Source organism: Flavobacterium sp. CFS9, from assembly GCF_041154745.1.
In the GTDB taxonomy this organism is placed as follows: Bacteria; Bacteroidota; Bacteroidia; order Flavobacteriales; family Flavobacteriaceae; genus Flavobacterium.
Window position 1 is genome coordinate 1,756,137 of sequence record NZ_AP031573.1, and the last position, 23,098, is coordinate 1,779,234.

Below are 23,098 nucleotides of genomic sequence, written 5' to 3' on the forward strand. Positions count from 1 at the left end.
ACATTTCATCTCATTTTTTCATATCAGAAAAAAGCCCCAATTTTATAGATGCTTGTTATTTTATCATTCAAAAGCCCATCCTGTTTCTGTAAAAGGGTTAATCCAAATACCGTCGTAAGTAAGCAGAACAGCTGCAGAAATTCTTTTTTTACTTTTTGCTAAAAAAATGTTAACTTAGCTATGCACATATTTGGTTTTTAGTTAGTTGAATATTAATATATCTTAATATAAATTAAAAATGAACAAAATTTACCCTTCTGCAATCCTGTTACTTTTCTTTCTTTCAGCCTGTAAAAAAGAAACTCCGCCACCACCCAAACCTCTTGAAATTTCGATCCTCAGTGTTTTGAATCAGGATGTAAATGTAGAATCAGAATACACCGGACAGACCTATGGTCAGTCAGACATTCAGATAAATCCTCGTGTTGACGGTATTATTATGAGTCAAAATTTTAAAGAAGGGGGTTTTGTTACCAAAGGGCAAGTGTTGTATACTATTGATCCACTGCCTTATAAAGCCAAAGTAGACGAAGCTGAAGGGTCATTAGCTAAATCACAGGCGAGTCTGGCGAAAACCAAAGCCGATCTCGATATGATTGCGCCACTAGCCAAAATAAATGCAGTTAGTCAAAGAGAATTAATTTCGGCTAAATCAGCCTATAGTGCTTCTCAGGCGCAAATTAGAGCCTCGCAGGCCTCTCTGGAAAATTCAAAGATCGAACTGGGCTACTGTCGAATCTTGGCACCAATTTCAGGTTTAATCGGAATATCAAAAGTCAGAGTAGGCGATTATGTAAGACCCGGTGCGCTATCTGTTCTAAATACGATCTCTGATTTAGGTGATGTCAGGGTTCGATTTACGATGAGCGAGCAGGAATTTCTTCGTTTGTTTAGGGAATTCAGCAAACCCAATTCTCCTTTAAAAGGTTCCGGTGCTACAGTTTCTCTAAAATTATCCGATGGTTCGACTTATCCTGAAACGGGTAAAGTCAGTTTTACCGACAGACAGATTGATCCTTCTACAGGTGCCATAACATTTGAAGCGGCGTTTTCAAATCCTGATAAATTATTACGACCGGGACAATATGTAAAAATCGGATTGCTTACAGACGTTCGTAAAGATGCAATCGTGATTCCACAGCGCGCTGTTATTGAAGTACAGGGTATTTATCAGGTTTATGTATTAGGCAAAGACAATAAAGTCAACATGCAAATCGTAAAACCGGGACCGGCTGTAAAAGATGGTTATGTTATTGAAGATGGCTTAAAACCAGGAGACAAAATAGCCATGGGAGGTACCTCATTATTAAAAAATGGAAGTGTTATCACACCAAAAGTAATTCAATGGCAATTGGGTCAAACACAAGCTGCAGCAACTAAATAACTTATACACCACGTATCATGGGAGAATTTTTCGTTCGAAGACCTATCGTTGCTATTGTAATGAGTATTATTATTGTGATACTCGGGTTACTGGCATTACAAAAAACACCTATTTCGCAATATCCCGATATTAACCCGCCAGTTGTTAAAATCAATACCAGTTTTACAGGTGCTAATGCCCTGAATGTTGAGCAAGCTGTTGCTACACCTATTGAACAAAAAGTAAATGGTGTAGAAAATATGCTCTACATGAAATCTACCAACACTTCTGATGGTGCCTGTACCATTGAAGTAACTTTTGATGTGGGAACGAATCTGGATAATGCCAATATGCTTACTCAAAACAGGCAAAATCAATCTACACCTTTTATGCCATCCAGTGTAAAACAGCAGGGGGTTGTGGTAAAAAAGTCCTTGTCGTTTCCGATGATGTTATTTACTGTTACCTCAAACAATCCGAAATACGATGCTAAATTCTTAAACAATTATGCCAGTATCAACATTGTTGATCAACTGGCTCGTATAAAAGGGGTTGGAGAAGTTTCTCTTTTTGGAGGCAGTAACTATTCGATGCGTATCTGGTTAAAGGCTGATATCATGAGCAAACTGGGTGTTACGGTTGATGATGTAAAAAATGCGATAAATGCTCAAAACATGATTAGTCCCGGAGGAAAATTTGGGGCTGAACCTGCACCTCCGGGTACCGAATTCACTTATGGTGTTACTCTTCAGGATCGTCTGGTAACCGAAAAACAATTTGGAGAAATCGTTGTTCGCAGCAAAGAAGACGGTGCACAGGTTTTACTGAGTGACATTTCCCGAATTGAACTGGGAACTGAAAACTACAGCTCGTCTGCACGTCGAAACAGTTCTCCAAGTGCTGTAATGGCGGTTTATCAAATGCCAGGCAGTAATGCACTCGAAGTAGCTGAGCTGGCCAAAAAAGCCATGAAAGACCTGTCTGAAAAATTTCCAAAAGACATCGAATATCAGGAATCACTCGATACTACCCTCGCGATTACTGCCGGAGTGGAAGATATTGTTCATACACTCTTTGAAGCGGTTATACTGGTAATTCTGGTGGTGTTTATTTTCCTGCAAAACTGGCGTGCCACCTTAATTCCTTTAATAACGGTTCCCGTTTCCTTAGTGGGAACCATTGCCGTTTTTCCGTTATTAGGATTTTCGATAAACACACTTTCGCTCTTAGGATTAGTATTAGCCATTGGTATTGTAGTCGATGATGCGATTGTTGTGGTAGAAGCCGTTATTCATCATATCGAAAAAGGCAAAAGTCCGCGGGAAGCCACCATTCAGGCCATGCGCGAAGTATCGGGTCCGGTAATCGCTATTGCCCTAATTTTGATTGCTGTTTTTGTACCAGTTGCCATGACTCCCGGAATTACGGGTCGTTTTTATCAGCAGTTTGCCATAACCATTGCGGTATCGGTAGCGTTCTCAGCCATTAGCGCGCTGTCTTTAAGTCCTGCCTTATGTGCCATGTTATTAAAACCCACAAAACCAGTTGAAGAACAAAGCGGATGGCTGGCCAAATTTTTTGCCGGTTTTAATCGGATTTTCGAAAAAGTTACCGGAAAATATCTAACAGGAGCCACCTTCTTTGCCAAAAAATCAATGCGAATTGTAGTGTTACTGGCCGTCATTATGGGGGCGGTTGTACTATTAGGCAAAAAAATTCCGTTAGGATTTATTCCTGAAGAAGATCAAGGCTATGTATTAGTTAATATGTCACTGCCTCCAGCCTCTTCACTACAACGTACAGATGAAATATCACGAAAAGTGGACAGCTTTTTGAAGGACGAAAAATCCATATTATCGTATACCACGATCAACGGGTTTAGTATGCTTACCAATTCTTATCAACCCAACAGTGCCTTTATTTTCATCTCGTTAAAGCCGTGGGAAGAAAGAGACGAAACGTCGAAACAATTTGTAGACCGTCTAAACAAAAAATTCGCTACTCAAATTACTACCGCTTCCGTTTTCGGATTTGGTCCTCCGGCCATTCAGGGTCTGGGTGCCTCTGCTGGTTTTAGTTTAATGCTGCAGGACAAAGGCGGTAATACTCCGCAGTATTTAGCAGAACAAACTCAGGCTTTTATAGCTGCGGCTCAGAAACGTCCGGAAATAAAACGAATTTACACCACTTTTAATGCCGGTTCTCCACAAATTAAACTGGATATTGATAATGACAAAGCCATGAAACTGGGGGTTCCGGTTTCAAGAGTTACTGATGCTTTAGGTGCCTTTTTAGGAGGAAGTTATGTCAATGACTTTAATCGTTTTGGACGCCAATACAAGGTTTTCATACAAGGTGAAGCGGTCAATAGAGTAAAGCCCGAAGACTTAAATCTGATTTATATCAAAAATAATGATGGTGATATGCTTCCGATATCCACATTGGTAACCGCCACAAAGGTTATGGGCCCTGATTTTACCAATCGTCTCAATCTGTTCCGGTCTGCCGAAATTGGAGGAAGTCCGAATGATGGCTACAGTAGTGCTCAGGCTTTGGAAGCTTTAGAAGAAGTGGCCCAGCAAACCCTGCCGGCAGATATGGGTTACGATTACATCAACCTTTCGTATCAGGAAAAACATTCACCAGGCGGAAGTTCTGTATTTATCATGGCGCTCGTATTTGTGTTTCTCATTCTTGCTGCACAATACGAAAGCTGGAAATTGCCGTTCAGTGTTTTACTGGGCGCACCGTTTGCTGTTTTTGGAGCCTTTCTGGGATTGCTTTTGGCCAGAATCGGAAGTGACGCTTATGTTAACAATGTCTTTGCTCAGATTGGGTTAGTGCTTTTAATTGGGTTGGTAGCCAAAAATGCTATTCTTATTGTGGAATTTGCCAAAGAAGAATACGAAAAAGGAAAACCATTGTACGAATCGGCTATGGTAGCAGCCAAACTTCGTTTTCGTCCAATACTTATGACGGCCTTTGCTTTTATTCTGGGTGTTGTTCCACTATTAACCGCTACTGGTGCGGGCTCTCAAGCGCGTATTGTAATGGGAATGGCCGTATTTAGCGGTATGTTAATCGCCACCGTCTTGGGGGTATTAATTGTACCCGGCCTATTTGTCATGATTGAAAACATCGGAAAAAAGAAAGACGATTCAACCGTAGCAACCGAAAATAATAAGGACTCTAATACCACTGGCCATGATGATTAAGAAATATAAAACAATAGCCATTATCCTTTTACTCTCCTTATTGCCTGTAGGTTGTATGGTAGGGCCTAAGTATACCAAACCGGAACAGTTAAAATCTGATTCTTATCAAAACGAACGGAATTTAGACAGTCTGGCCTCCGTAGTCAACTTAAAATGGTTTGACTTATTCAATGATGATATTTTAAAAGGCCTGATTACAAAGGGACTTCAGAATAATTATGATTTAAAAATTGCGGTTACCAGAATCGATCAGCTTAGGGCACAACTAGGATACTCGAAAACAAGTTTATTGCCTTCCTTTCAATACGGAGCAACCATAAACAGTAATGAGAAGAATCTGACTCCTTCAAATGTTGGTGCAAACATGTCCTGGGAAATTGATTTTTGGGGAAGATACCGCCATGAGAATAATGCGGTACAAAACGAACTCCTGGCTACCGAGGAAGCCCGTAAAGTGGTACTTTCAAGTATTGTGAGTGATATTGCTACGGCTTATTTTCAGCTGCGAAATTTTGACGATCAGTTAGAGATCGCACAGCACACCCTTTCTACCCGGGAAAAATATTATGAAATTATAAACCAAAGGTTCAAAAGCGGTTATATCTCTGAGGTCGACAAAGCACAAATCGAACAGCAGGTGGCGATCGCCGAAGCCACTATTCCAAACATTAAAAGACAAATAACCGTTCAGGAAAATATCATTTCTCTGCTTACCGGTCAACTACCCTCACAAATTCCACGAGGAAAATCCAACACCGAATTGCGAATTGTAAGTGAGATACCGTTGTCAATTCCGTCCGCCTTACTGGAAAACAGGCCTGACGTGAAAGCAGCAGAGTTAAAATACAAAGCTTCCAACGAAAGAATCGGAACCGCACAGGCCATGCGCTTTCCTTCTTTCAATCTCGCAGCCATTGCAGGTTTTGCCAGCGCCGATTTAAGCAATTTGTTTTTAGGAAGTTCCTACTCTCAAAATGCCTCTGCGGGAGTCGCAGGCCCCATATTTGCTTTTGGCAGAAACAAACGCAGGGTCGAAATATACAGACAGCAGGCTGAAGAATTCAAATTGACCTATCAAAAAACGTACATTTCTGCTGTTAATGAAGTAGAACAATCTATTCAGAATATCAAAACCTACAAAGAAGAATGGGAAGCCCGAAACCGACAGGTTAATGCAGCTTTAATCAACTACAAACTGTCTTACGAAAGATATGACAGCGGTTATGTTTCGTATCTGGAAGTTTTAGATGTCGAAAGCAACTTGTTTCAGGCGCAATTAAGTTTGTCACAGTTATCGGAAAGACAATTAAGCTCAATGGTGCAATTGTACAAAGCTCTTGGCGGGGGATGGAGCCCGTAAAGGTTCTGAGTTGCTAAGATTCTAAGGTACTAAGGTTTTAAAACCGTGTAAAATAAAAAAAGCACTATTTTCATAGTGCTTTTTTATAACTCTTTGTAGCTCTGTTACTTTGAACCTATACTAAAACCTTAGTCTCTCAGCAACTCAGAACCTTAGTCCCTTAAAAATTAACAAAACTCATTAAAAGCGTCTCTTAAATTCTCAGCGATTAATTCAGCCGGACGACCTTCGATGTGGTGACGCTCTAACATGTGAACCAATTCTCCGTTTTTGAACAAAGCCATAGATGGCGATGATGGAGGGAAAGGGAACATATGTTGTCTTGCAGCATCAACAGCTTCTTTGTCAACACCAGCGAAAACTGTAATTAAATGATCTGGTTTTTTAGCGCCTTCTAAACTCATTTTTGCTCCCGGACGTGCATTTCTTGCAGCACAACCACAAACAGAGTTTACAACAACTAAAGTGGTACCTTCCGCTTTGATAGCATTATCTACAGCTTCTGCACTATGTAAATCTTGAAAACCAGCAGCTGTTAATTCAGCCTCCATCGGTTTTACCATTTCTTGTGGATACATATTTCTTATTTTTAAATTTTACTTTTGATTTGCAAAGTTACAAAGTTTACCCGCAACTACTTAATTTGTGGTATAAAGTTTTGTTATAGTTCAATTGCTATTTGTTTTTAATCAGTTTTTCCAGCACATAAGTTACTTCAGGGTCTTTCTCCTGTCGTAAATAACCAAGTATCTGATCCAAAGAAAGACTTATCTCCGGAAGTATACCCGTAGTTACCTTTGGAGGATTATCCCCAAAATAAAGATCTGTGATTGAAAATCTCAGAACAGCTCTTGTTTTAGGAAGTTTATAATGTATAAAGTAACCTGCAAAAGTATTATTGGCATTCCCTCCTGTTTCTTTTCCAATGATGACACCTCGTTTGTTATCCTGCACCAGTTTAGCAAAATAAACAGCAGCCGAAAAAGTCTTCCCTCCTACAGCAACATAAACATTACCTGAAAACACATCCTTATCTGCAGGAAAATTTTCGAGTACTCCTTCCTTTATCCTTTCATTTCCGACAAACATATCTCCACTGGCACTAAATCTTTGGTACAGGAAATTTTCATAATTCTGAATATCTCCTTCGTTGGCACGAGATCCGTCAGAACTTACCAAACTCTCCGGATGAACTAACTTAATTGATTTTGCTTTATAATTAAACTTATTTTCAAAATTACCTTTCGAAATAAAGGAGTACAGGATCGCCGCTATTTTTGGATCTCCTCCTCCATTGCCGCGAATATCAATAATTACATTTTTATACCCGTCTTTGTTTATTCTTTTAAAAAAATCACTGAATTTCTGATAGGCTTCATTCTCCTGCAAGTCAAAAGTATTAATCGTCAGTTTACCTGTGAGCTGCGCTTTGTAAAACTGGTAATCAATAGAAACCGCATTTTCAGCTTTATTAACTGGTTTTACCTTTTGCGAGCTTCTGTAATACATTTCATAAAAATTACGGCCGTTTAAAGTCAATTTTGCCGTTTCCTTATCGGATTGTTCTTTATATTCTATGCTGAATTTTTCTGCATAAGGCTCAACATAAAAACAGTAATTAGAAGAAAAATCGTCTGAAATCTGCTCCTCAATTCCCGTTTTTATTTCTCCTTCCCCTTGAATATGCTGCGAAATTTTTTGAATAATGGCTATAGCCGTTTGACCATTAATAGTGGTAACTTCACTTAAATAAGGAATTTCAGCTCCTTTAATATTGACAAATAAACGATTACCAACCGCAATTAAAGGAATAGGGAAATAGGCCAATTTTTCCTTAATGTAAGTGGCATAAAACTCTTCGGGTGCCGACACGGATAAATGACCGTCACGAATCTTAGGAAGATTGGTTAAAAACTGTAAATAATTGGGTGCATTTTGAATTTTCTTAATACTTGCTTTAAAACTGTTATCCCATTGCTCTTTAGTTATAAACCGAAAGGGATCCGGATGTTGTTTCTCTATAATCTCCTTCATCAATTCAAGATCTGCAATATAATCTTCTTTTTTAATATTCTCTATTTCCAATTTCTGAGCACTAACAAAATTTGCAAATACGCAGCACAAGCCAAAAGTTAACAGTTGTAATTTCATTTTCATTTATTTATTTGATTACGCATAACAATCATTTACATTTACATTTACATTTACATTTATATTTAATTTTTTATTACAAATCGGATCCTACAACAAACAAAAAAATCGTCTTTCCAGAAAGCTTATTTGAAGACTCTCCAAAGGATCAAATTAATTTGTAAGAAAAAACCCTTACAAATAAAGCCCTTAAAAATGGTATTTTAGGGCACTTTAAAATAACTTTAACATCCTCGCTTAAACTTGTTTCTTCGTCTAAAAACTTAAAAATCAATTGCGGATCTCCTTTTTTGAACAAAGACGAAAAAATACTGCTTCCCAATTCATTATGACGGTACAGAATGTCCAAAAGCAGTAAATCGTAAAACCAGAATCGGCTTTTTTTATGAAACGAAGTCATTTTTATCGGATCTGAAGTATGAAGAAACCCCACCAAATCAGCTGATTTTTTATCGGCATTTTTAAAAGTATACCCGGTGCTGGCTTTGGTCCACCCTCCTACCGTTCCAATATTCAAAACTCTTTTGGTATTCTTTTTCCAGAACGGATAACAGGTCATCGGGATACTTCCCTGTTCTTTCTCTACGATTTCGTATTGCTCAATGCCAAGTTTTTCTAAATAAATTTGAATCTCGTTTTCATACTCCGCCGTTGAAAGCAATTTCTCCGAAAATAAGGTGTATTCTACCAATGCTTCGGTTTTAGAAACAGGCAGCACATACATAAATCTCGTGTTACCCTTTTGTTCCACAGAAAAATCCATGAAAGTAGCCTGTTCCGGATTGAAGACTTCTTTTTCGGTTTTCACATACCAGCCCACAAAATGCTGTTGCAGAACGGAATACTTTGTCTGACTTAATGCAGCTGATGAGGCATAAATACTATTCAGCAAATAATGACAAGTGTACCTGTTCTCTTCTGAACCTACAAAAACATGGGTATCAAGTTCGTTGATATTGGTTACTTTCTCGGTTAGAAAAGTGATATTCGAATGTTTGGAAAGTTCTTTGAAAACAAAATTATAAAAGTCTAACCCCCGAATTTGATTATACTGATAGGGTTTCAGGTTTAAATCACGTTTGAAATTTTCATTAGCAAACAAAGCCGAATCCCATTTTTTAAGAACAATCGAACTCCAGACGGAATCTTCTTTCTCCCAAAAACACCAGGTTCGGTCATTGGTCTTTTTCACGTCCTGATCCAGTAATAGGATCGATTTATGGGCAAAATTCCCTGACAATACCATTTTGTAAACGGTCATCAAAGCTGCTAAACCCGTTCCGGTAAAAATGTAATCGAAGTGTTTGATTTGTGAGGATTGCATCTTCAAAAATAAGGAATTTTATTCTTGCAGTTTTCCTAAAAGCAGGTTAAAATCGGCAGGTTTCAGGTAACTGTTATACTGAGCAATAATTTCATACTGCTCATTCAAAACACATAAAACCGGATATACAAGCTGTCCGTTTAGGGTACCAAGTTGCAAGGCCAGTTCATGAACGCCAACATTATTTCCTGAAGGTTTGTATTTAAAAATGTGTTTGTTAAACGTAATCGCTCTCTTTTCTTCCGCATTCAAATCGACGAAGTAGAAGTCTGAATTGAGTTTTTCAATCACTTCCTGATTTTTAAACGTCGTATTTTTCATTCTTTGGCAATATTGGCACCAATCGGTGTGAATGAAAACAATGATTTTTCGTTTTTGAAATTGTGCTAAGCTATCCACCTCCTCAAAAGTCCTGCTTTTTAACTGGCAGAAACCTGTTGAAGTTATTGTGAAGAAGAAAATAAGGAGAAATAGTTTTTTCATTGTTTGAGTTTTTGCCACAGATTACACAGGATTTCTCATTTGCCACGAATTCACAAATTAAATTGTAAATCTTTTTCTAAAAAAGCGTGAATTCTTGGCGGGAAAAAAACTTTTATCAATCTGTGGCTTATAAATTTATCTAAAATTGTATCGCAATCCTAAGAATCCCCGAATGGTCTGATTTTGTCCGTAAACATAAGTGGTATCAAAAGTTAAACCATATGGATTATCCGGTGTAACCAATACTTTTCCGGCCGAATCATACTGTACATTTTTATCAAAAGGATCATTGGTTCTCGAAATCAAAAACGGATTATTTTGTTTTGGCTTAAAGTTCAGCAAATTTTTGATTCCGCCATAAAGCTCAAAATTCTTCCAGCCTGTAAACGTAAACTGAATATTCTGAATGCTGTACCAAGGCGAATTTGGATTTCTCGGATCATACTCGTTCAATAATGGCAGTTTCATCGGACTGTAAACGTTTCCGGTATAATCCAATACTAAATTCCAGGGTTCTATTTTATAAGAAACACTCCAGGTTCCGGTAAATCTTTCAGTTAAGAAAGGTCTCTGTGAAATTTTGTCCTGAACATTTTTATTGTCTAAAACGGTCGCCCCTAAAATGAACTTTAAACCATTTGTAAAATTGACATCAATATTGGTACTGATTCCCTGACTGAGAGCATATCCATCAATATTGTCGTAAATGATCTTGTTGGGATCGGTTTCGTAGTCTGAAATGATTTTATTACTAAAACGGGTGTAAAAAGCGGTTGTTTCGATTCCGACAAAAACTCCGCTGTCAAAGTTTATTTTCTGAATGTAATTCAAATTAACGTTTACTGATTTTTCCGGTTTTAAATCACTTTTAAGCACAACATCTCGTGAGCCCGTCAGCGCCGCGTGATCTTCTGTAAACAAATTCACCACTCTGAATCCTGTTCCGGCGTTTAATCTGAAAATTGTATTTTCATTTGCTTTAAAACGATACGCAAATCGGGGTGTAAAAATAGAACCGTGAATAGAGTTATAATCGTATCGTGCTCCTAACAGAACCTGACTCTTTGGAGAAAATGTTATCTCGTCCTGAACAAAAATTCCCGGTAACCAGGTTTTTTCGGCATTTTTTGTTGCCGGTGTATTGTCGTCGTAATAGGAATATCGGCTAGCTATTCCGGCAAGGAAATCGTTACTGCCTATCTTTTTATCCCAGGTTAACTGCAGGAACCCTATTTTCTGATTCGCGATGTATGATGTTGTTCCGTAACGGCTGTCCTGATAATGTATATTTCCCGAGAACGATAACATCAGCTTTTCTTCAAAAGGCAATTGGTAACTTCCAATTAATTCTCCCCTTTTCGTATAAATACTTTCACCGTAAATTTCGTCACCTCCGCGATATTTTCTTTCCCAACGAACGTCTCCTCCCCAACGGTCTTCATACATCCCACGAGCTGCTATGGTAAAAAGACGATTCTCGTTTCGCTGAAAGCTCCATTTATTAAAAACCGAAATCCTTTTGGAAAGCGTCACATCGGTGAAATTATCGTTGTCTTTATCGATAACCTGATTGTAATTGAAATAATTGACTCCTAAAAGTGAAGTCGCCTTTTTTCCGGCATTGAATTTCATTCCCAGATCGAGATTATTCTCTAAATAGGTTGTTGTAAAATAATCTGCCGAAAAAACCGGAGCATTTGTTGGATTCTTGGTAATAATATTGATTAATCCTCCCACAGCCTCACTCCCATAAAGAGAGGAAGCAGGGCCTTTTACAATTTCTATTCTTTCTACCAGAGAATTCGGAATTCCGGACAAACCATAAACTGTTGAAAGGCTGCTGACAATTGGCATTCCATCAATCAAAACCAAAGTATATGGACCTTCGAGACCGTTTATATGAATATCTCCCGTATTACAAACCCCGCAATTTAGCTGTGGCCGAACCCCGTTTATGTTTTGAAGCGCATCGTAAATACTAGGAGTTGGATTCTTCTTAAAAAAAACAGGGGAATAAACCTCAACCGGAACAGCGCTTTCTAATCGTTTTACTGCTTTTAAAGTTCCCGAAACTACTACCTCATTCAATTGATTGTCTGTATCGTCCAATTCAAAATTATACTTTTGAAGAGCATCCTTCGTAACGTCGATTTTCTTTTTTGAAGTCTGAAAACCTACCAGAGAAACCTGAATCGTATAATTTCCAACCGGTACATTTTCGAAGTTATAATATCCTAAACTATCCGTAACCGATCTGTATTTTGTTCCCAATAAATGTACGCTTGCCAACTGTAATTGATGGCCATCACCTGAAATAATTCCGGAAACAGAACTGGTTTCCTGAGCAAATGAAAACTGCAAACCAAAGAAAAGCAGCATCAAAAATAGTTTTTTCATTATTATAAAATTAAATTTAGACAAAACTAAAAATTAAATTTGACAAATAGTGTTTCTGAAGCAAAAAACTTTAATCTAACTTCAATTCAAGGTTTTGCAGCGGTTTTACTCAGATAAAGAGGTTATTCGATTTAACCTAAAAACGATTCATCAATCAGTTCTTTATTGATCGAAGCCCCGGCAAAAGATCCGGAAGAAACAGCCATAGCAACAGATCGCGCCTGAATATGACAATCACCACTGGCGAAAACTCCGGGAATTGTTGTTTTCTGAAAAGCATTAATTTTCAACAAACCCTGTTCTGTCAATTCACAGCCTAAAGCTTCCGGAAGCGGACAATGCTGCTCAAAAGGTGGTCTGAAATAAATAACTTTGACATCAATTGCTTTTTGATTTTTAAAAAGAAGCTGTTCAACATTTCCGTTTTCCTGCTTTACGCCAACAATTTCATCTTCTATAATTTCAATTTTATGTTGCTCTAAAACTTTAGATTGTGCTACAGTAAATATTGATTTCCCATTGGTTAGTACTCTTAAGTCATTTGTCCAGTTCGAAATTAGTTTGGCAAACTCAAAGCCCATATCACCATTAGCGATAATCGCTGTTTTTTCCTTTTTGACTTCATAGCCGTGACAATACGGACAATGCAATATTGAAATTCCCCAGCATTCCCTAAAACCGTCAATTTTGGGTAGTAAATCTTTTATTCCGGTAGCAAACAGTAACTTTTTAGAAATGAATAATTTTCCGGATTCTGTTTTGATTTCAAATCCTTCTTCCGTTTTAATTGCACCAATCGCTAATCCGTTATAAAAATGAACGGTATCGTAAAAATCAACCTGAATCAAGGCTTTCGCCGAGATCACTTCGGGTCTTTCGCCATCTTGTGTGATGAAGTTATACGAATAAGGTGTCTGTCGGTTACAGCGTGAACCACTGTCGATAACCAAAACCTGTCGTAAAGAACGCCCCAGGCTCATTGCAGCCGAAAGTCCGCTATAACTGCCTCCAATAATTATAACATCGTATGTATTATTATCTCTCACTATATACTATTTTTAAGAAGTTCTCGGTATTGGAAAAAGATCTTTCTTTGGGAAAAATCCGTCCTGATAATCTATAATCTCATCTGCAGTACAAAGACACTTTTTAAGTTCATTGAGAATTTCGATTTCTTTCATCTTCTGACCAATAAAAACAAGTTCATTGAGTCTGTCACCGAAATTAGAAGTCCACCGTTCTTCTATAACATCCTGAAATTCAACAAAATTATTAAAGGTCATTCGTTCGCTTAATGGCATACTCGCCCACCAGACCCCGGCTCCTTCAGCTTTCATTGATCCACCGGCCTGACTCCAGTTTATGGCCTGCTCCGGTCGGGAAGCCATCCATAACAGCCCTTTACTACGAATAATGTTGGCAGGAAACTCTGATGTAATAAAATTCCACAACCGATTGGGATGAAAGGGCCTGGGATCTCTAAACACAAAAGAACTAATTCCATATTCTTCCGTTTCAGGTGTATGAATACCTTCTAATTCCCGAATCCAACCCGCTGAATTTTCGGCTTCTTCATAATTGAATAATCCCGTGTTCATAATTTCGTTTGGATCAACGTTACCTGAAACCGAAGTGATTATTTTCGCCACAGGATTCAGCTTTTGAATAGAAGCTCTCAAAAATTCTAATGATCTGATACTAACGAGATCTGTTTTATTCAAGATGATAACATTGGCAAATTCCACCTGATCTACCAGAAGGTTTACGATCGTTCGATTGTCATTTTCAAGATCGGATAAGTTTTGCTCCTGCAAGGTTTTGGCTGAACCAAAATCTTTAAAAAAGTTAAAACTATCTACAACAGTCACCATTGTATCGATGTAACTAAATCTGGACAAGTCAATATTTTCCTCTTCGTTCACAAAAGAGAAAGTCTGCGCTACCGGAATGGGTTCACTGATACCTGTACTTTCAATAAGCAGGTAGTCAAACCTGTTTTCTTTGGCCAGTTTTTCGACTTCAAGCATTAAATCTTCCCGCAAAGTGCAGCAAATACAGCCATTCGTCATCTCAACTAATTTTTCTTCGGTTCTTGATAAGGTGTGTTCCTTCTTTACCAGTTGGGCATCAATATTAACTTCACTCATATCATTTACGATCACAGCGACTTTTAAGTTTTCTTTATTGTGAAGAATATGATTAAGAAGTGTTGTTTTTCCTGCGCCAAGAAATCCGCTTAAAACGGTTACGGGTAGTTTTTTCATTGCTAGATATGTTTGTGATTTTTATAATTTAGAAGATGTCCGATAATCATTCCGATACCGCCAATAAAAATCAGATCCAAATGAATATCCAGTATTATTTCACTCAGAATGCTGATCCAAATCAGAGATATCGATAAAATCAAAGTTGTAGCAACTAAAAGACTTGATTTTTTAATAATTTTGAGGATTGCAATTAAACCTATTGAGGCAAAGGTCAAATCGATAAATGGATTGTGACTAAGGCCCAAAGGCAAAATCGTAAGAAGCGGAAATATCAGACAATGAACCAGACAAATGGCAGCACTTGAAATTCCTAATATATCGTAAAAAGGCGTCGTTGTTTTCTTCATTTTCAGTACATTTGCTTAATGCAATTATGTTGCAAATATATAACTTTATTTTTAACGCAACAATGTTGCGTTAATTTTTTTAATGCTCAAAAAAATGAAAACAACAAGAAATACAGCAGCAAAGACAGCTGTTTTAGAGATTTTTGACAAATCTAAAACAGCCTTGTCACATACCGAAATTCACAAACAGATCGATGATTTGTGCGATCGCGTAACCGTTTACAGAATATTAGACCGATTAGTCAATGAAGATATCGTTCATAAAATCGTTAACTTAGACGGGACTGTAAAATATGCCAAATGCCACCATCATGCGCAAAGAGTACACATTCACAATCACGCTCATTTTAGCTGTGAAAAATGTTTGGAGGTCACTTGTCTGGAGAATGTAAAACCAAGCTACATTATTCCGCACAATTATAAAGTCAATGAGATAAACTTCACCTTGTCAGGATTGTGCCCGAATTGTTTGAATTCAAACAATTAAGTTTTAGACTTGTCTAAAAATATTGTTGTGCAGATATAATTTATCCCTATATTTGTTCAAACAACATTTTTACAATGACCAAGTCTTTAGAAGAAGTACACCAATCGGTTGCAACACAACATAAAAAAACAGGATTTAGAAAAATATTAGCCTTTTTAGGACCGGCCTATCTGGTAAGTGTCGGTTATATGGACCCCGGAAACTGGGCGACAGATATTGCCGGCGGAAGTCAGTTTGGGTATTCTTTACTTTGGGTTTTACTAATGAGTAATTTGATGGCGTTACTCCTTCAAAGCCTGAGCGCAAGACTGGGAATTGTGACTCAGCGTGATTTGGCACAGGCATCGCGCGAGACTTACTCCAGATCTATCAATTACATTTTATACTTTTTAGCCGAAATTGCTATTGCGGCCTGCGACCTTGCTGAGGTTCTGGGAATGGCGATCGGAATTAATCTTTTGTTTGACATTCCGTTAATCGAAGGGGTTTTGATCACCGTATTGGATACTTTCTTATTGTTGTTCCTCATTAACAAAGGAATCCGAAAAATGGAGGCTTTTATTATTGTATTGGTAGCGATCATTGGATTCTCTTTTATATTCGAAATGATTTTTGCAGAACCTGAACTGGATAAAGTTATTTACGGTCTGGTTCCTTCAATTCCAAGTTCTGCCGCTTTGTACATTGCCATTGGGATTATTGGTGCCACGGTGATGCCTCACAATTTATACCTGCACTCATCATTAGTACAAACCCGAAAATTCGACAGAACTCCGGCCGGAATCAAACAGGCATTGAAATACAACTTTATAGATTCGACTATCGCTTTAAATCTTGCCTTTTTTGTAAACGCAGCTATTCTAATTCTTGCAGCGGCTACTTTTTACAAAAACGGAATGTTTGAAGTGGCTGAAATTCAGGATGCACACCAATTTCTAGAACCTTTACTGGGAACTAAATGGGCTCCTATTTTATTTGCCGTAGCCTTAATTGCTGCGGGACAAAGCTCAACCGTTACGGGAACTTTAGCCGGTCAGATTGTAATGGAAGGTTACCTGAACTTGCGCATCCAGCCATGGGTGAGAAGAATTTTAACCCGATTAATTGCCATCGTGCCTGCCGTTGTAGTCATTTTAATTTACGGCGAAAGCGTAACAGGAAAATTATTGATTCTGAGTCAGGTTATACTGAGTTTACAGCTTGGTTTCGCAATTATTCCGCTGATTCATTTCGTGAGCGATAAAACCAAAATGAAAGGTTTTCATATTTCAAGAACGACACAGGTCGCCGCATGGATTATTGCTTCAATTATAGTAACTCTGAACGCAAAGCTGGTATATGACGAAATTACTTCCTGGCTACAAAACTCCGATAATCCAACGGTTCTCTGGTTGACAGTAGTTCCGCTTGCTTTTGGATTTCTGGCCTTATTGCTTTACATCGTATTCAAGCCTTTTGTGACGAGAATAAAATCAAATATCGAGAATCATTCTCCACATCACTTAAAACTAGTTTATACGCCAAAAGAAAGCTACGGCAAGAAAAATATAGCGATTACAGTCGATTTTTCTAAGGCCGATGAAGTCGCATTAAACAACGCCTTTGAACTGGGCGGAATCGACGCGCAATACACCTTAATTCACATCGTTGAAACTGTTGGAGCTTTGATGTATGGAGGCAATATCGACGATCATGAAACGACTATTGACGAAAAACTATTATTAGAATACAAAGAGATGCTGTCCCTAAAAGGTTTCAAAATCGAAACGGAACTTGGCTTTGGAAAACCAAACAGTGTGATTCCCGAAATCATCAATCTTGGTAATTTCGACATTTTAGTAATGGGAACCCATGGCCACACCGGACTAAAAGATATTCTGTTTGGCACAACAGTAGACAAATTGAGACACAAAATTTCTATACCTTTGTTGATTGTTAAATAAAGTGACTATGGTTCTGAGTCGCTAAGATTCTTAGGTTTTCTTTGGAATCTTTTAACTTAGCAACTCAGAACCTTAGAACCTTAGAACCTCCAAAAAAAAAATGACTTTTTCAGAAGAAAACTATCTTAAATCCATATACCACCTTACGGCTTCAAACGATGCTGAAGTGAGCACCAATGCTATTGCCGAAATGATGGAAACCAAAGCTTCATCTGTTACCGATATGCTTAAAAAGTTAGCGGAGAAAGATTTAGTCAACTATAAAAAATATCAGGGTGTTTCTTTGACTGAAAACGGAAAACTGGCTGCCAAAATGATTGTCAGAAAACATCGTTTATGGGAGGTGTTTTTAGTAGAAAAACTGAACTTTTCCTGGGATGAAGTTCATGATATCGCCGAACAGCTGGAACACATCAAATCAGAACAACTGATTAACCGCCTGGATGATTTTCTGGGAAATCCAACCGAAGATCCGCATGGAGACCCGATTCCCGATGCCAATGGACGAATCGTTAAGATCGAAAAACAATTGCTTTCTGAATTAACAGAATATCAAACCGGGGTTTGCGTGGGCGTAAAAGATACTTCTTCAGAGTTTTTAAAGTATCTGGACAAACAAGGAATCGCTTTGGGTTCTAAAATTGACCTTTTATCGAAAGAATCGTTTGACCTGTCAGTCAAAATTAAGGTGGACGGAAAAGAATTGTCTATTTCGAATAAAATTGCTTCTAATTTGTTTGTAAAACTGGTTTAAAAATACTTTCCTAAGAATTTACAAAGGTTTTCCGTAAGCATGCACGTATAGCTTGTTTCTTTGTTTAAAAAAATATATGCCGATCCTACGGATCTTTATTTCTTGTACTAATCCTACAACGGATTTCATCCGTTGCTATAAATATACCGTTCCTGCGGAACTGTTCGTTTTTTCTTTTTCTAAAAAAAAGGATCTGCCTACAGTCAGAAATATATTGTCATAAAACTTAAGTCATTTCATTAAATAAAATTACAAACCGAGCTCCAACGGAGCAAAATACTTATAGCACAATTATCCCGAACCGCGAATGAGCTCCGGAGGAGCGTTATATCAAATATTGTTTATCCTAATTTTTAAAACAAATTAGCGTCCAAAAATTTAAACAATCCCCTTCTCAATCATTTCCAGCATTACCGGAGAGGCATTTTTAAACGTTGGCGGCTGTTCGATAATACTTCCTGCGTTCTTTTTGTTCACTTTAAAAGTCAGGTCATTGTCTGTGGTAAACAAAAGAGCAGTTAAAAATGGATTTTTAATATAGCTTCCTAATACCAATAACGCTTCGTCTAAAGTATGAATGCTTTCAATTTCTTCGGTTTTATATCTGGTTGTTAAAGAAACAGAGAAGGTATTATTCTCATTCAAAACCAAGCGAAAATAGATGTTTTTAATCTCGGTATCGCCCATTGTTTTCGCCAAAGTCAATTTTGCGAAGGTTCCCGCCTGAATACTTTCTTTGACACGCTCACAAAAGAGCGCAAATATTGGTTCGTAAGACATATTGTTGTGATTATTTAACCGCAAAGGTCGCAAAGATTTACGCAGGGTTTGCAAAGATTTTAAATTTTCTTTGCGTGCTTTGCATAATCCTTAGCGACCTTTGCGGTTAAGATAAAATTTATTTTCCTGTAAATTCAGCTTTACGTTTTTCTAAAAATGCCGTTGTTCCTTCTTTGAAATCCTGAGTTCCGAAACATTTTCCGAATGATTTAATCTCGGTGTCAAAACCATTTTTACCATCAGTATAGTTTGCATTGATCGCTTTTATAGCTTTAGCGATTGCAAATGGTGCATTTTTAATGATTTTCTGAGCGATTCCGTTGGTGAACTCTAAAAGCTCTGCTTGTGGTACTACATGATTCACTAAACCATATTGCTTAGCCTCTTCTGCACCAATCATAGCAGCGGTCATGATCATTTCCATCGCACGGCCTTTCCCTACTAATTGTGGTAAACGCTGTGTTCCTCCGTAACCCGGAATCAATCCTAAAGTTACTTCCGGCAAGCCCATTTTAGCATTGTCTGAGGCTACTCTGAAATGACAAGACATCGCCAATTCCAGTCCTCCTCCAAGAGCAAAACCATTTACAGCCGCAATTACAGGTTTTTTCAAACTCTCAATAAGATCAAATAAGGTTTCCTGTCCCTCTGCTGCCAATTGCGCCCCCTCGACAATAGTATAATTGGCAAATTCCGAAATATCAGCTCCGGCTACAAATGCCTTCTCCCCGCTTCCGGTGATAATGATAACACGAACATCATCATTTTTGCCTAACAGCTTCACTGCTTTACTTAAGTCACTGATCGTAGCTTTATTTAACGCATTTAATTTGGTAGGTCTATTGATGGTTACGGTCGCAATTTTTTCTTCGATTGAGATTAAAATATTTTCGTAGTTCATGATGCTAATTTTATGAGTTTGTTATCGGTAAAGAAACTCTGAATGTCGTTCCTTTCCCATAAGTTGATTCAAAGGTAATTGTTCCTTTGTAATTTTCGATGATGTTTTTGATAATTCCGAGTCCAAGCCCCATTCCACTTGTTTTTGTGGTAAATTTTGGCTCGAAAATTCTGCTTATATCCTGTTTCTGAATTCCGACACCGTTGTCTTTTACTGCAATTTCTACATCGTCGTCTATGCGTTTTACAGTAACTACAATCGATTTATGAAACTGACTCTCCGGAATTGCCTGAGTTGCGTTTTTAACCAGATTGGTGATGACCCGTATCAATTGTGTACGATCCATTTTGGAGATAATTTCTTCTTCTTCACTTTCAAAAACGATATAATCTTCATTGAAAATATCTAACGCAAGCTCAACAACCTCAACCACATTTAGGGTTTCGTTTTGTTGTGCCGGCATCGAAGCAAAGTTCGAGAATGCCGAAGCTACTGCTGTCATGGTATCAATTTGCTGAATTAAGGTCTCCGAATAATCATTTAGTTTTTGCTTAACATCCGGCGCAGTCGGGTCAAACTTACGTTGAAAACTCTGCACCGTTAAACGCATCGGTGTAAGTGGATTTTTAATTTCGTGGGCTACCTGTTTTGCCATTTCACGCCATGCCTCTTCACGTTCACTTTGGGCTAATTTTATAGCACTGGTTTCCAGTTTATCCACCATTCCATTATAAGCCTTGATCAGGAAATTGACTTCTTTACTGTTGGCTTCTAAAACGATCTTCTCATTTTTCTGGTCTAAGTTTGTTTCTTCTAACTTATCAGAAATTGTTTTTAGTGATTTTGTAATATAAGTCGATAAAAAATAAGCCAATCCGAAAGCCACAATCAACATGAAGGAATATACCTGACTCAACCGAATCAAAAAGGTGTTGAGCTCATTGTCGTAGTACCCGTCATCTTCTAAATAAGGAAGGTTTAGAATCCCAAGAGGTTTGAACTTTTCGTCTTTAATCAAACTATAAGATGATCTGTTTTTAACGCCATCAATCGTTTTAATATCTACAAAACGTTTTTCGATAGAAGAACGCACTAATTTCAGGATGTACTCAGGAATTGGCGGAGCAACTTTATCAACGGCGAAAGATTCTTTGGAAGATTTCAACAATTTTCCGTCAAGGCTGTAAATGTTGATTTCGATTTTATGAATCTGAGCCAGTTCGTGTATTTTATCTTTAAAAATTAAATCCAGATTGGCCGTTTTTAAAGGATAGGTTGTAGTGGAGAGCACATAATTGATGTGTTCTTTTACTGCATTCTCTTTTCGCTCAAGACGTTCCTGATGGTATTCTTTTGCTTCATTCTTAAACTGAATAATGGAAATAGACGCTAATAAAAACGATGCCACAACAATCAATACAATCATCGACAGGAAAATCCTGGTTCGAAGCGAAAGCATTGACATTTTGAAGTTGTTAAACATAGTTTTTGTTTTGTTTGTTTCAGGTTTCAAGTTTCAGGCTTCTTTGCGATTGGCAACTTGAAACTTGAAACCTGAAACTAAAAAACTATTTTCTCTCTCTTATTCTTTTATAAAATCGAAATCCTAACATGATCAAAACTGAGAATAAAATAATTCCGATCACACCAAAAATCCAGTTGATAGCACTTTTTAAAACTACTAAAAAAACTACTGCAAATAGTATAATGGTAGCACCTTCATTCCATAAACGCATGAAGTTATTGGAATATTTCACCTCATCATTTTGTAATTGTTTAAAAATCTGATGACATTTTAAATGATAGAGATACAATAGAAATACAAAACACAATTTTACATGCATCCATGGCATTTTAAGCCAGGCATTACCTAAATCTGTAAAAAGCAGCATCCAAAAAGCAAAAATACTTGCCAATATTGCTGAGGGCCATGTAATAATGTACCATAAACGGTAGGTCATTATTTTATACTGTGCCTGTAAAATCTCTTTTTCGGGAGACGGTTTTTCACTGGCTTCAATTTGATATACAAACAAACGCACAATATAAAATAATCCTGCAAACCAGGTAATCACAAAAATAAGATGCAGTGATTTTAAGTAATTGTAGTATTCCATTATTATATGTTTCAAGTTTCAAGTTTAAGGTTTTTTCTAAAGTTGATTATAACTTGAAACCTTAAACCTGAAACAAAATTATTTCGCCCAATCGTTAATCCAGTTACCTACCGTTTGGCACCACTCGTCATCGTCATTCAAACAAGGTATTGCCAAAAACTCTTCGCCTCCGTTTGCTTCAAAATCTTCTTTGGCACGCATTGCGATTTCCTCTAAAGTTTCTAAACAATCCGAAACGAAAGCAGGTGTTACAACCGCCAAATTTTTGATTCCTTTTGCTGGCATCTTATCAATTTCAACATCAGTATAAGGCTCCAGCCATTTGTCTCCTGCCAAACGTGACTGAAATGTTAAGCTATACTTATCTTCAGGAAGTCCTAATAACTTCACGACTTGTCTGGTTGTTTCATAACATTGATGGCGGTAACAAAAATCATGCGCAGGTGAAGGTGTATTGCAACAAGATCCGTCAATTTTACAGTGTGATTTCGTCACATCGGTTTTACGAATATGACGTTCCGGGATTCCATGGTACGAGAACAATAAATGATCATAATCAAAACCAACCAAATGTTTCTGAATAGAATCAGCCAGATTCTTGATATAATCCGGTTTATTGTAAAACGCAGGAACATCTGTAAAAGTCATTTGTGGAAATTTCTTCTTACGAATTTCTTCTGCCTTAACTAAAATAGTCAAAGTAGATGCCATCGCATATTGCGGGTATAAAGGGAAAAGCAATACCTCTGTAACCCCCTGATCGTGCAACTTTTGAAGTCCTTTTTCGATGGTCATACTTCCGTAACGCATTGCTAAAGCAACCGGTACATTTACCAAAGGCTGAACCTTTTTTTGCATTCTTTCAGAAAGCACGACCAAAGGAGAACCTTCATCCCACCATATTTTCGCATAAGCATGAGCTGATTCTTCCGGTCTTTTTCTTAAAATAATACCTCGAACCAATAAGGCACGCAATAAATACGGAACGTCAATTACGTATTTATCCATTAAAAATTCGTCTAAATATGGTTTTACATCTTTTGGTGTTGGACTATCCGGAGATCCTAAGTTTACTAATAATACGCCTTTCATTATTTTTTTGCTTTAGGCTTTAAGCGCTTGGCTTTAAGCTTTTAATATGTTTGTTTTAAAAATTTCTTCAAAAGTAGAACTTCAAACTTTTTAGAAATATGATAAATGTTACTTTTT

At 37.6% G+C, this 23,098-nt stretch carries 19 protein-coding genes; 6 read left to right on the plus strand and 13 right to left on the minus strand.

Going from position 1 to position 23,098, the window contains the following annotated elements; genetic code table 11:
• The first annotated feature begins 238 nt into the window (after positions 1-238).
• From ACAM30_RS07785 to ACAM30_RS07795, 3 genes are read left to right on the plus strand one after another with little or no spacing between them, the layout of a single operon-like run.
• A complete protein-coding gene (locus tag ACAM30_RS07785; RefSeq protein ID WP_369617979.1) occupies positions 239-1,384 on the plus strand; it encodes an efflux RND transporter periplasmic adaptor subunit in 1,146 nt (381 codons plus the stop codon).
• 17 nt (positions 1,385-1,401) lie between these two features.
• Positions 1,402-4,578: an efflux RND transporter permease subunit gene (locus tag ACAM30_RS07790; RefSeq protein WP_369617980.1), complete on the plus strand. Its 3,177-nt coding sequence runs from the start codon at positions 1,402-1,404 to the stop codon at positions 4,576-4,578.
• Positions 4,568-5,938 carry an efflux transporter outer membrane subunit gene (locus tag ACAM30_RS07795; protein ID WP_369617981.1) on the plus strand — a complete coding sequence of 457 codons (1,371 nt, stop codon included), beginning with the start codon at positions 4,568-4,570 and terminating at the stop codon, positions 5,936-5,938. Before ACAM30_RS07790 ends, ACAM30_RS07795 begins: the two co-directional genes overlap by 11 nt.
• Positions 5,939-6,105: 167 nt before the next feature.
• Here the strand turns inward: ACAM30_RS07795 and ACAM30_RS07800 are convergent, their stop codons facing one another.
• The 8 genes from ACAM30_RS07800 to ACAM30_RS07835 all read right to left on the minus strand — a co-directional run bounded on the left by ACAM30_RS07800 (position 6,106) and on the right by ACAM30_RS07835 (position 14,907).
• A complete protein-coding gene (locus tag ACAM30_RS07800) occupies positions 6,106-6,516 on the minus strand; it encodes a BrxA/BrxB family bacilliredoxin (RefSeq protein ID WP_264531723.1) in 411 nt (136 codons plus the stop codon).
• Between the two features lie 97 nt (positions 6,517-6,613).
• A complete protein-coding gene (locus tag ACAM30_RS07805; protein ID WP_369617982.1) occupies positions 6,614-8,089 on the minus strand; it encodes a S41 family peptidase in 1,476 nt (491 codons plus the stop codon).
• Positions 8,090-8,237: 148 nt separating this feature from the next.
• Positions 8,238-9,413: a lycopene cyclase family protein gene (locus ACAM30_RS07810; protein WP_369618646.1), complete on the minus strand. Its 1,176-nt coding sequence runs from the start codon at positions 9,411-9,413 to the stop codon at positions 8,238-8,240.
• Between the two features lie 18 nt (positions 9,414-9,431).
• Positions 9,432-9,896 carry a thioredoxin family protein gene (locus ACAM30_RS07815; RefSeq protein WP_369617983.1) on the minus strand — a complete coding sequence of 155 codons (465 nt, stop codon included), beginning with the start codon at positions 9,894-9,896 and terminating at the stop codon, positions 9,432-9,434.
• 135 nt (positions 9,897-10,031) lie between these two features.
• The gene (locus ACAM30_RS07820) at positions 10,032-12,293 is read right to left on the minus strand and encodes a TonB-dependent receptor (RefSeq protein ID WP_369617984.1); all 2,262 of its coding nucleotides are present in this window, start codon (positions 12,291-12,293) and stop codon (positions 10,032-10,034) included.
• Positions 12,294-12,424: 131 nt separating this feature from the next.
• On the minus strand, positions 12,425-13,339 hold the full coding sequence (locus tag ACAM30_RS07825) for an NAD(P)/FAD-dependent oxidoreductase (protein WP_369617985.1): 915 nt from the start codon (positions 13,337-13,339) through the stop codon (positions 12,425-12,427).
• A gap of 12 nt (positions 13,340-13,351) precedes the next feature.
• Positions 13,352-14,557 (minus strand): GTP-binding protein, encoded by a 1,206-nt coding sequence (locus ACAM30_RS07830; RefSeq protein ID WP_369617986.1) that lies wholly within the window; start codon positions 14,555-14,557, stop codon positions 13,352-13,354.
• Positions 14,558-14,559: 2 nt separating this feature from the next.
• Entirely contained in the window at positions 14,560-14,907 is a 348-nt protein-coding gene (locus tag ACAM30_RS07835; RefSeq protein ID WP_369617987.1) for a MerC family mercury resistance protein, read from the minus strand.
• 94 nt (positions 14,908-15,001) lie between these two features.
• Between ACAM30_RS07835 and ACAM30_RS07840 the strand changes: the two genes are divergently transcribed.
• From ACAM30_RS07840 to ACAM30_RS07850, 3 genes are all read left to right on the plus strand, one after another.
• Complete coding sequence (locus tag ACAM30_RS07840; RefSeq protein ID WP_017495834.1) at positions 15,002-15,394, plus strand: Fur family transcriptional regulator; 393 nt, start codon at positions 15,002-15,004, stop codon at positions 15,392-15,394.
• 74 nt (positions 15,395-15,468) lie between these two features.
• Complete coding sequence (locus ACAM30_RS07845) at positions 15,469-17,337, plus strand: Nramp family divalent metal transporter (protein WP_369617988.1); 1,869 nt, start codon at positions 15,469-15,471, stop codon at positions 17,335-17,337.
• Between the two features lie 100 nt (positions 17,338-17,437).
• Positions 17,438-18,091, plus strand: a complete 654-nt coding sequence (locus ACAM30_RS07850; protein ID WP_369617989.1) for a metal-dependent transcriptional regulator — start codon at positions 17,438-17,440, stop codon at positions 18,089-18,091.
• Between the two features lie 378 nt (positions 18,092-18,469).
• On the opposite strand, the gene ACAM30_RS07855 is transcribed toward ACAM30_RS07850, so the two are convergent.
• The 5 genes from ACAM30_RS07855 to hemH form a co-directional block, all read right to left on the minus strand.
• Positions 18,470-18,871, minus strand: a complete 402-nt coding sequence (locus ACAM30_RS07855; RefSeq protein ID WP_369617990.1) for a hypothetical protein — start codon at positions 18,869-18,871, stop codon at positions 18,470-18,472.
• A gap of 118 nt (positions 18,872-18,989) precedes the next feature.
• Positions 18,990-19,772, minus strand: a complete 783-nt coding sequence (locus tag ACAM30_RS07860; protein WP_369617991.1) for an enoyl-CoA hydratase/isomerase family protein — start codon at positions 19,770-19,772, stop codon at positions 18,990-18,992.
• Positions 19,773-19,782: 10 nt separating this feature from the next.
• The gene (locus tag ACAM30_RS07865) at positions 19,783-21,198 is read right to left on the minus strand and encodes a PAS domain-containing sensor histidine kinase (RefSeq protein ID WP_369618647.1); all 1,416 of its coding nucleotides are present in this window, start codon (positions 21,196-21,198) and stop codon (positions 19,783-19,785) included.
• 142 nt (positions 21,199-21,340) lie between these two features.
• Positions 21,341-21,889 carry a CopD family protein gene (locus ACAM30_RS07870; protein ID WP_369617992.1) on the minus strand — a complete coding sequence of 183 codons (549 nt, stop codon included), beginning with the start codon at positions 21,887-21,889 and terminating at the stop codon, positions 21,341-21,343.
• A gap of 78 nt (positions 21,890-21,967) precedes the next feature.
• On the minus strand, positions 21,968-22,981 hold the full coding sequence (gene hemH / locus ACAM30_RS07875) for a ferrochelatase (RefSeq protein ID WP_369617993.1): 1,014 nt from the start codon (positions 22,979-22,981) through the stop codon (positions 21,968-21,970).
• Positions 22,982-23,098: the final 117 nt, after the last annotated feature.

What these genes read in the sequence shown, in the direction of transcription:
- ACAM30_RS07805 (WP_369617982.1), bottom strand. Translation starts at nt 8,089, where the DNA reads ATGAAATTACAACTGTTAACTTTTGGCTTGTGCTGCGTATTTGCAAAT.
- ACAM30_RS07845 (WP_369617988.1), top strand. Translation starts at nt 15,469, where the DNA reads ATGACCAAGTCTTTAGAAGAAGTACACCAATCGGTTGCAACACAACAT.
- ACAM30_RS07840 (WP_017495834.1), top strand. Translation starts at nt 15,002, where the DNA reads ATGAAAACAACAAGAAATACAGCAGCAAAGACAGCTGTTTTAGAGATT.
- hemH (WP_369617993.1), bottom strand. Translation starts at nt 22,981, where the DNA reads ATGAAAGGCGTATTATTAGTAAACTTAGGATCTCCGGATAGTCCAACA.
- ACAM30_RS07790 (WP_369617980.1), top strand. Translation starts at nt 1,402, where the DNA reads ATGGGAGAATTTTTCGTTCGAAGACCTATCGTTGCTATTGTAATGAGT.
- ACAM30_RS07810 (WP_369618646.1), bottom strand. Translation starts at nt 9,413, where the DNA reads ATGCAATCCTCACAAATCAAACACTTCGATTACATTTTTACCGGAACG.
- ACAM30_RS07865 (WP_369618647.1), bottom strand. Translation starts at nt 21,198, where the DNA reads ATGATTGTATTGATTGTTGTGGCATCGTTTTTATTAGCGTCTATTTCC.
- ACAM30_RS07855 (WP_369617990.1), bottom strand. Translation starts at nt 18,871, where the DNA reads ATGTCTTACGAACCAATATTTGCGCTCTTTTGTGAGCGTGTCAAAGAA.
- ACAM30_RS07830 (WP_369617986.1), bottom strand. Translation starts at nt 14,557, where the DNA reads ATGAAAAAACTACCCGTAACCGTTTTAAGCGGATTTCTTGGCGCAGGA.
- ACAM30_RS07835 (WP_369617987.1), bottom strand. Translation starts at nt 14,907, where the DNA reads ATGAAGAAAACAACGACGCCTTTTTACGATATATTAGGAATTTCAAGT.
- ACAM30_RS07870 (WP_369617992.1), bottom strand. Translation starts at nt 21,889, where the DNA reads ATGGAATACTACAATTACTTAAAATCACTGCATCTTATTTTTGTGATT.
- ACAM30_RS07815 (WP_369617983.1), bottom strand. Translation starts at nt 9,896, where the DNA reads ATGAAAAAACTATTTCTCCTTATTTTCTTCTTCACAATAACTTCAACA.
- ACAM30_RS07795 (WP_369617981.1), top strand. Translation starts at nt 4,568, where the DNA reads ATGATGATTAAGAAATATAAAACAATAGCCATTATCCTTTTACTCTCC.
- ACAM30_RS07850 (WP_369617989.1), top strand. Translation starts at nt 17,438, where the DNA reads ATGACTTTTTCAGAAGAAAACTATCTTAAATCCATATACCACCTTACG.
- ACAM30_RS07820 (WP_369617984.1), bottom strand. Translation starts at nt 12,293, where the DNA reads ATGAAAAAACTATTTTTGATGCTGCTTTTCTTTGGTTTGCAGTTTTCA.
- ACAM30_RS07785 (WP_369617979.1), top strand. Translation starts at nt 239, where the DNA reads ATGAACAAAATTTACCCTTCTGCAATCCTGTTACTTTTCTTTCTTTCA.
- ACAM30_RS07800 (WP_264531723.1), bottom strand. Translation starts at nt 6,516, where the DNA reads ATGTATCCACAAGAAATGGTAAAACCGATGGAGGCTGAATTAACAGCT.
- ACAM30_RS07860 (WP_369617991.1), bottom strand. Translation starts at nt 19,772, where the DNA reads ATGAACTACGAAAATATTTTAATCTCAATCGAAGAAAAAATTGCGACC.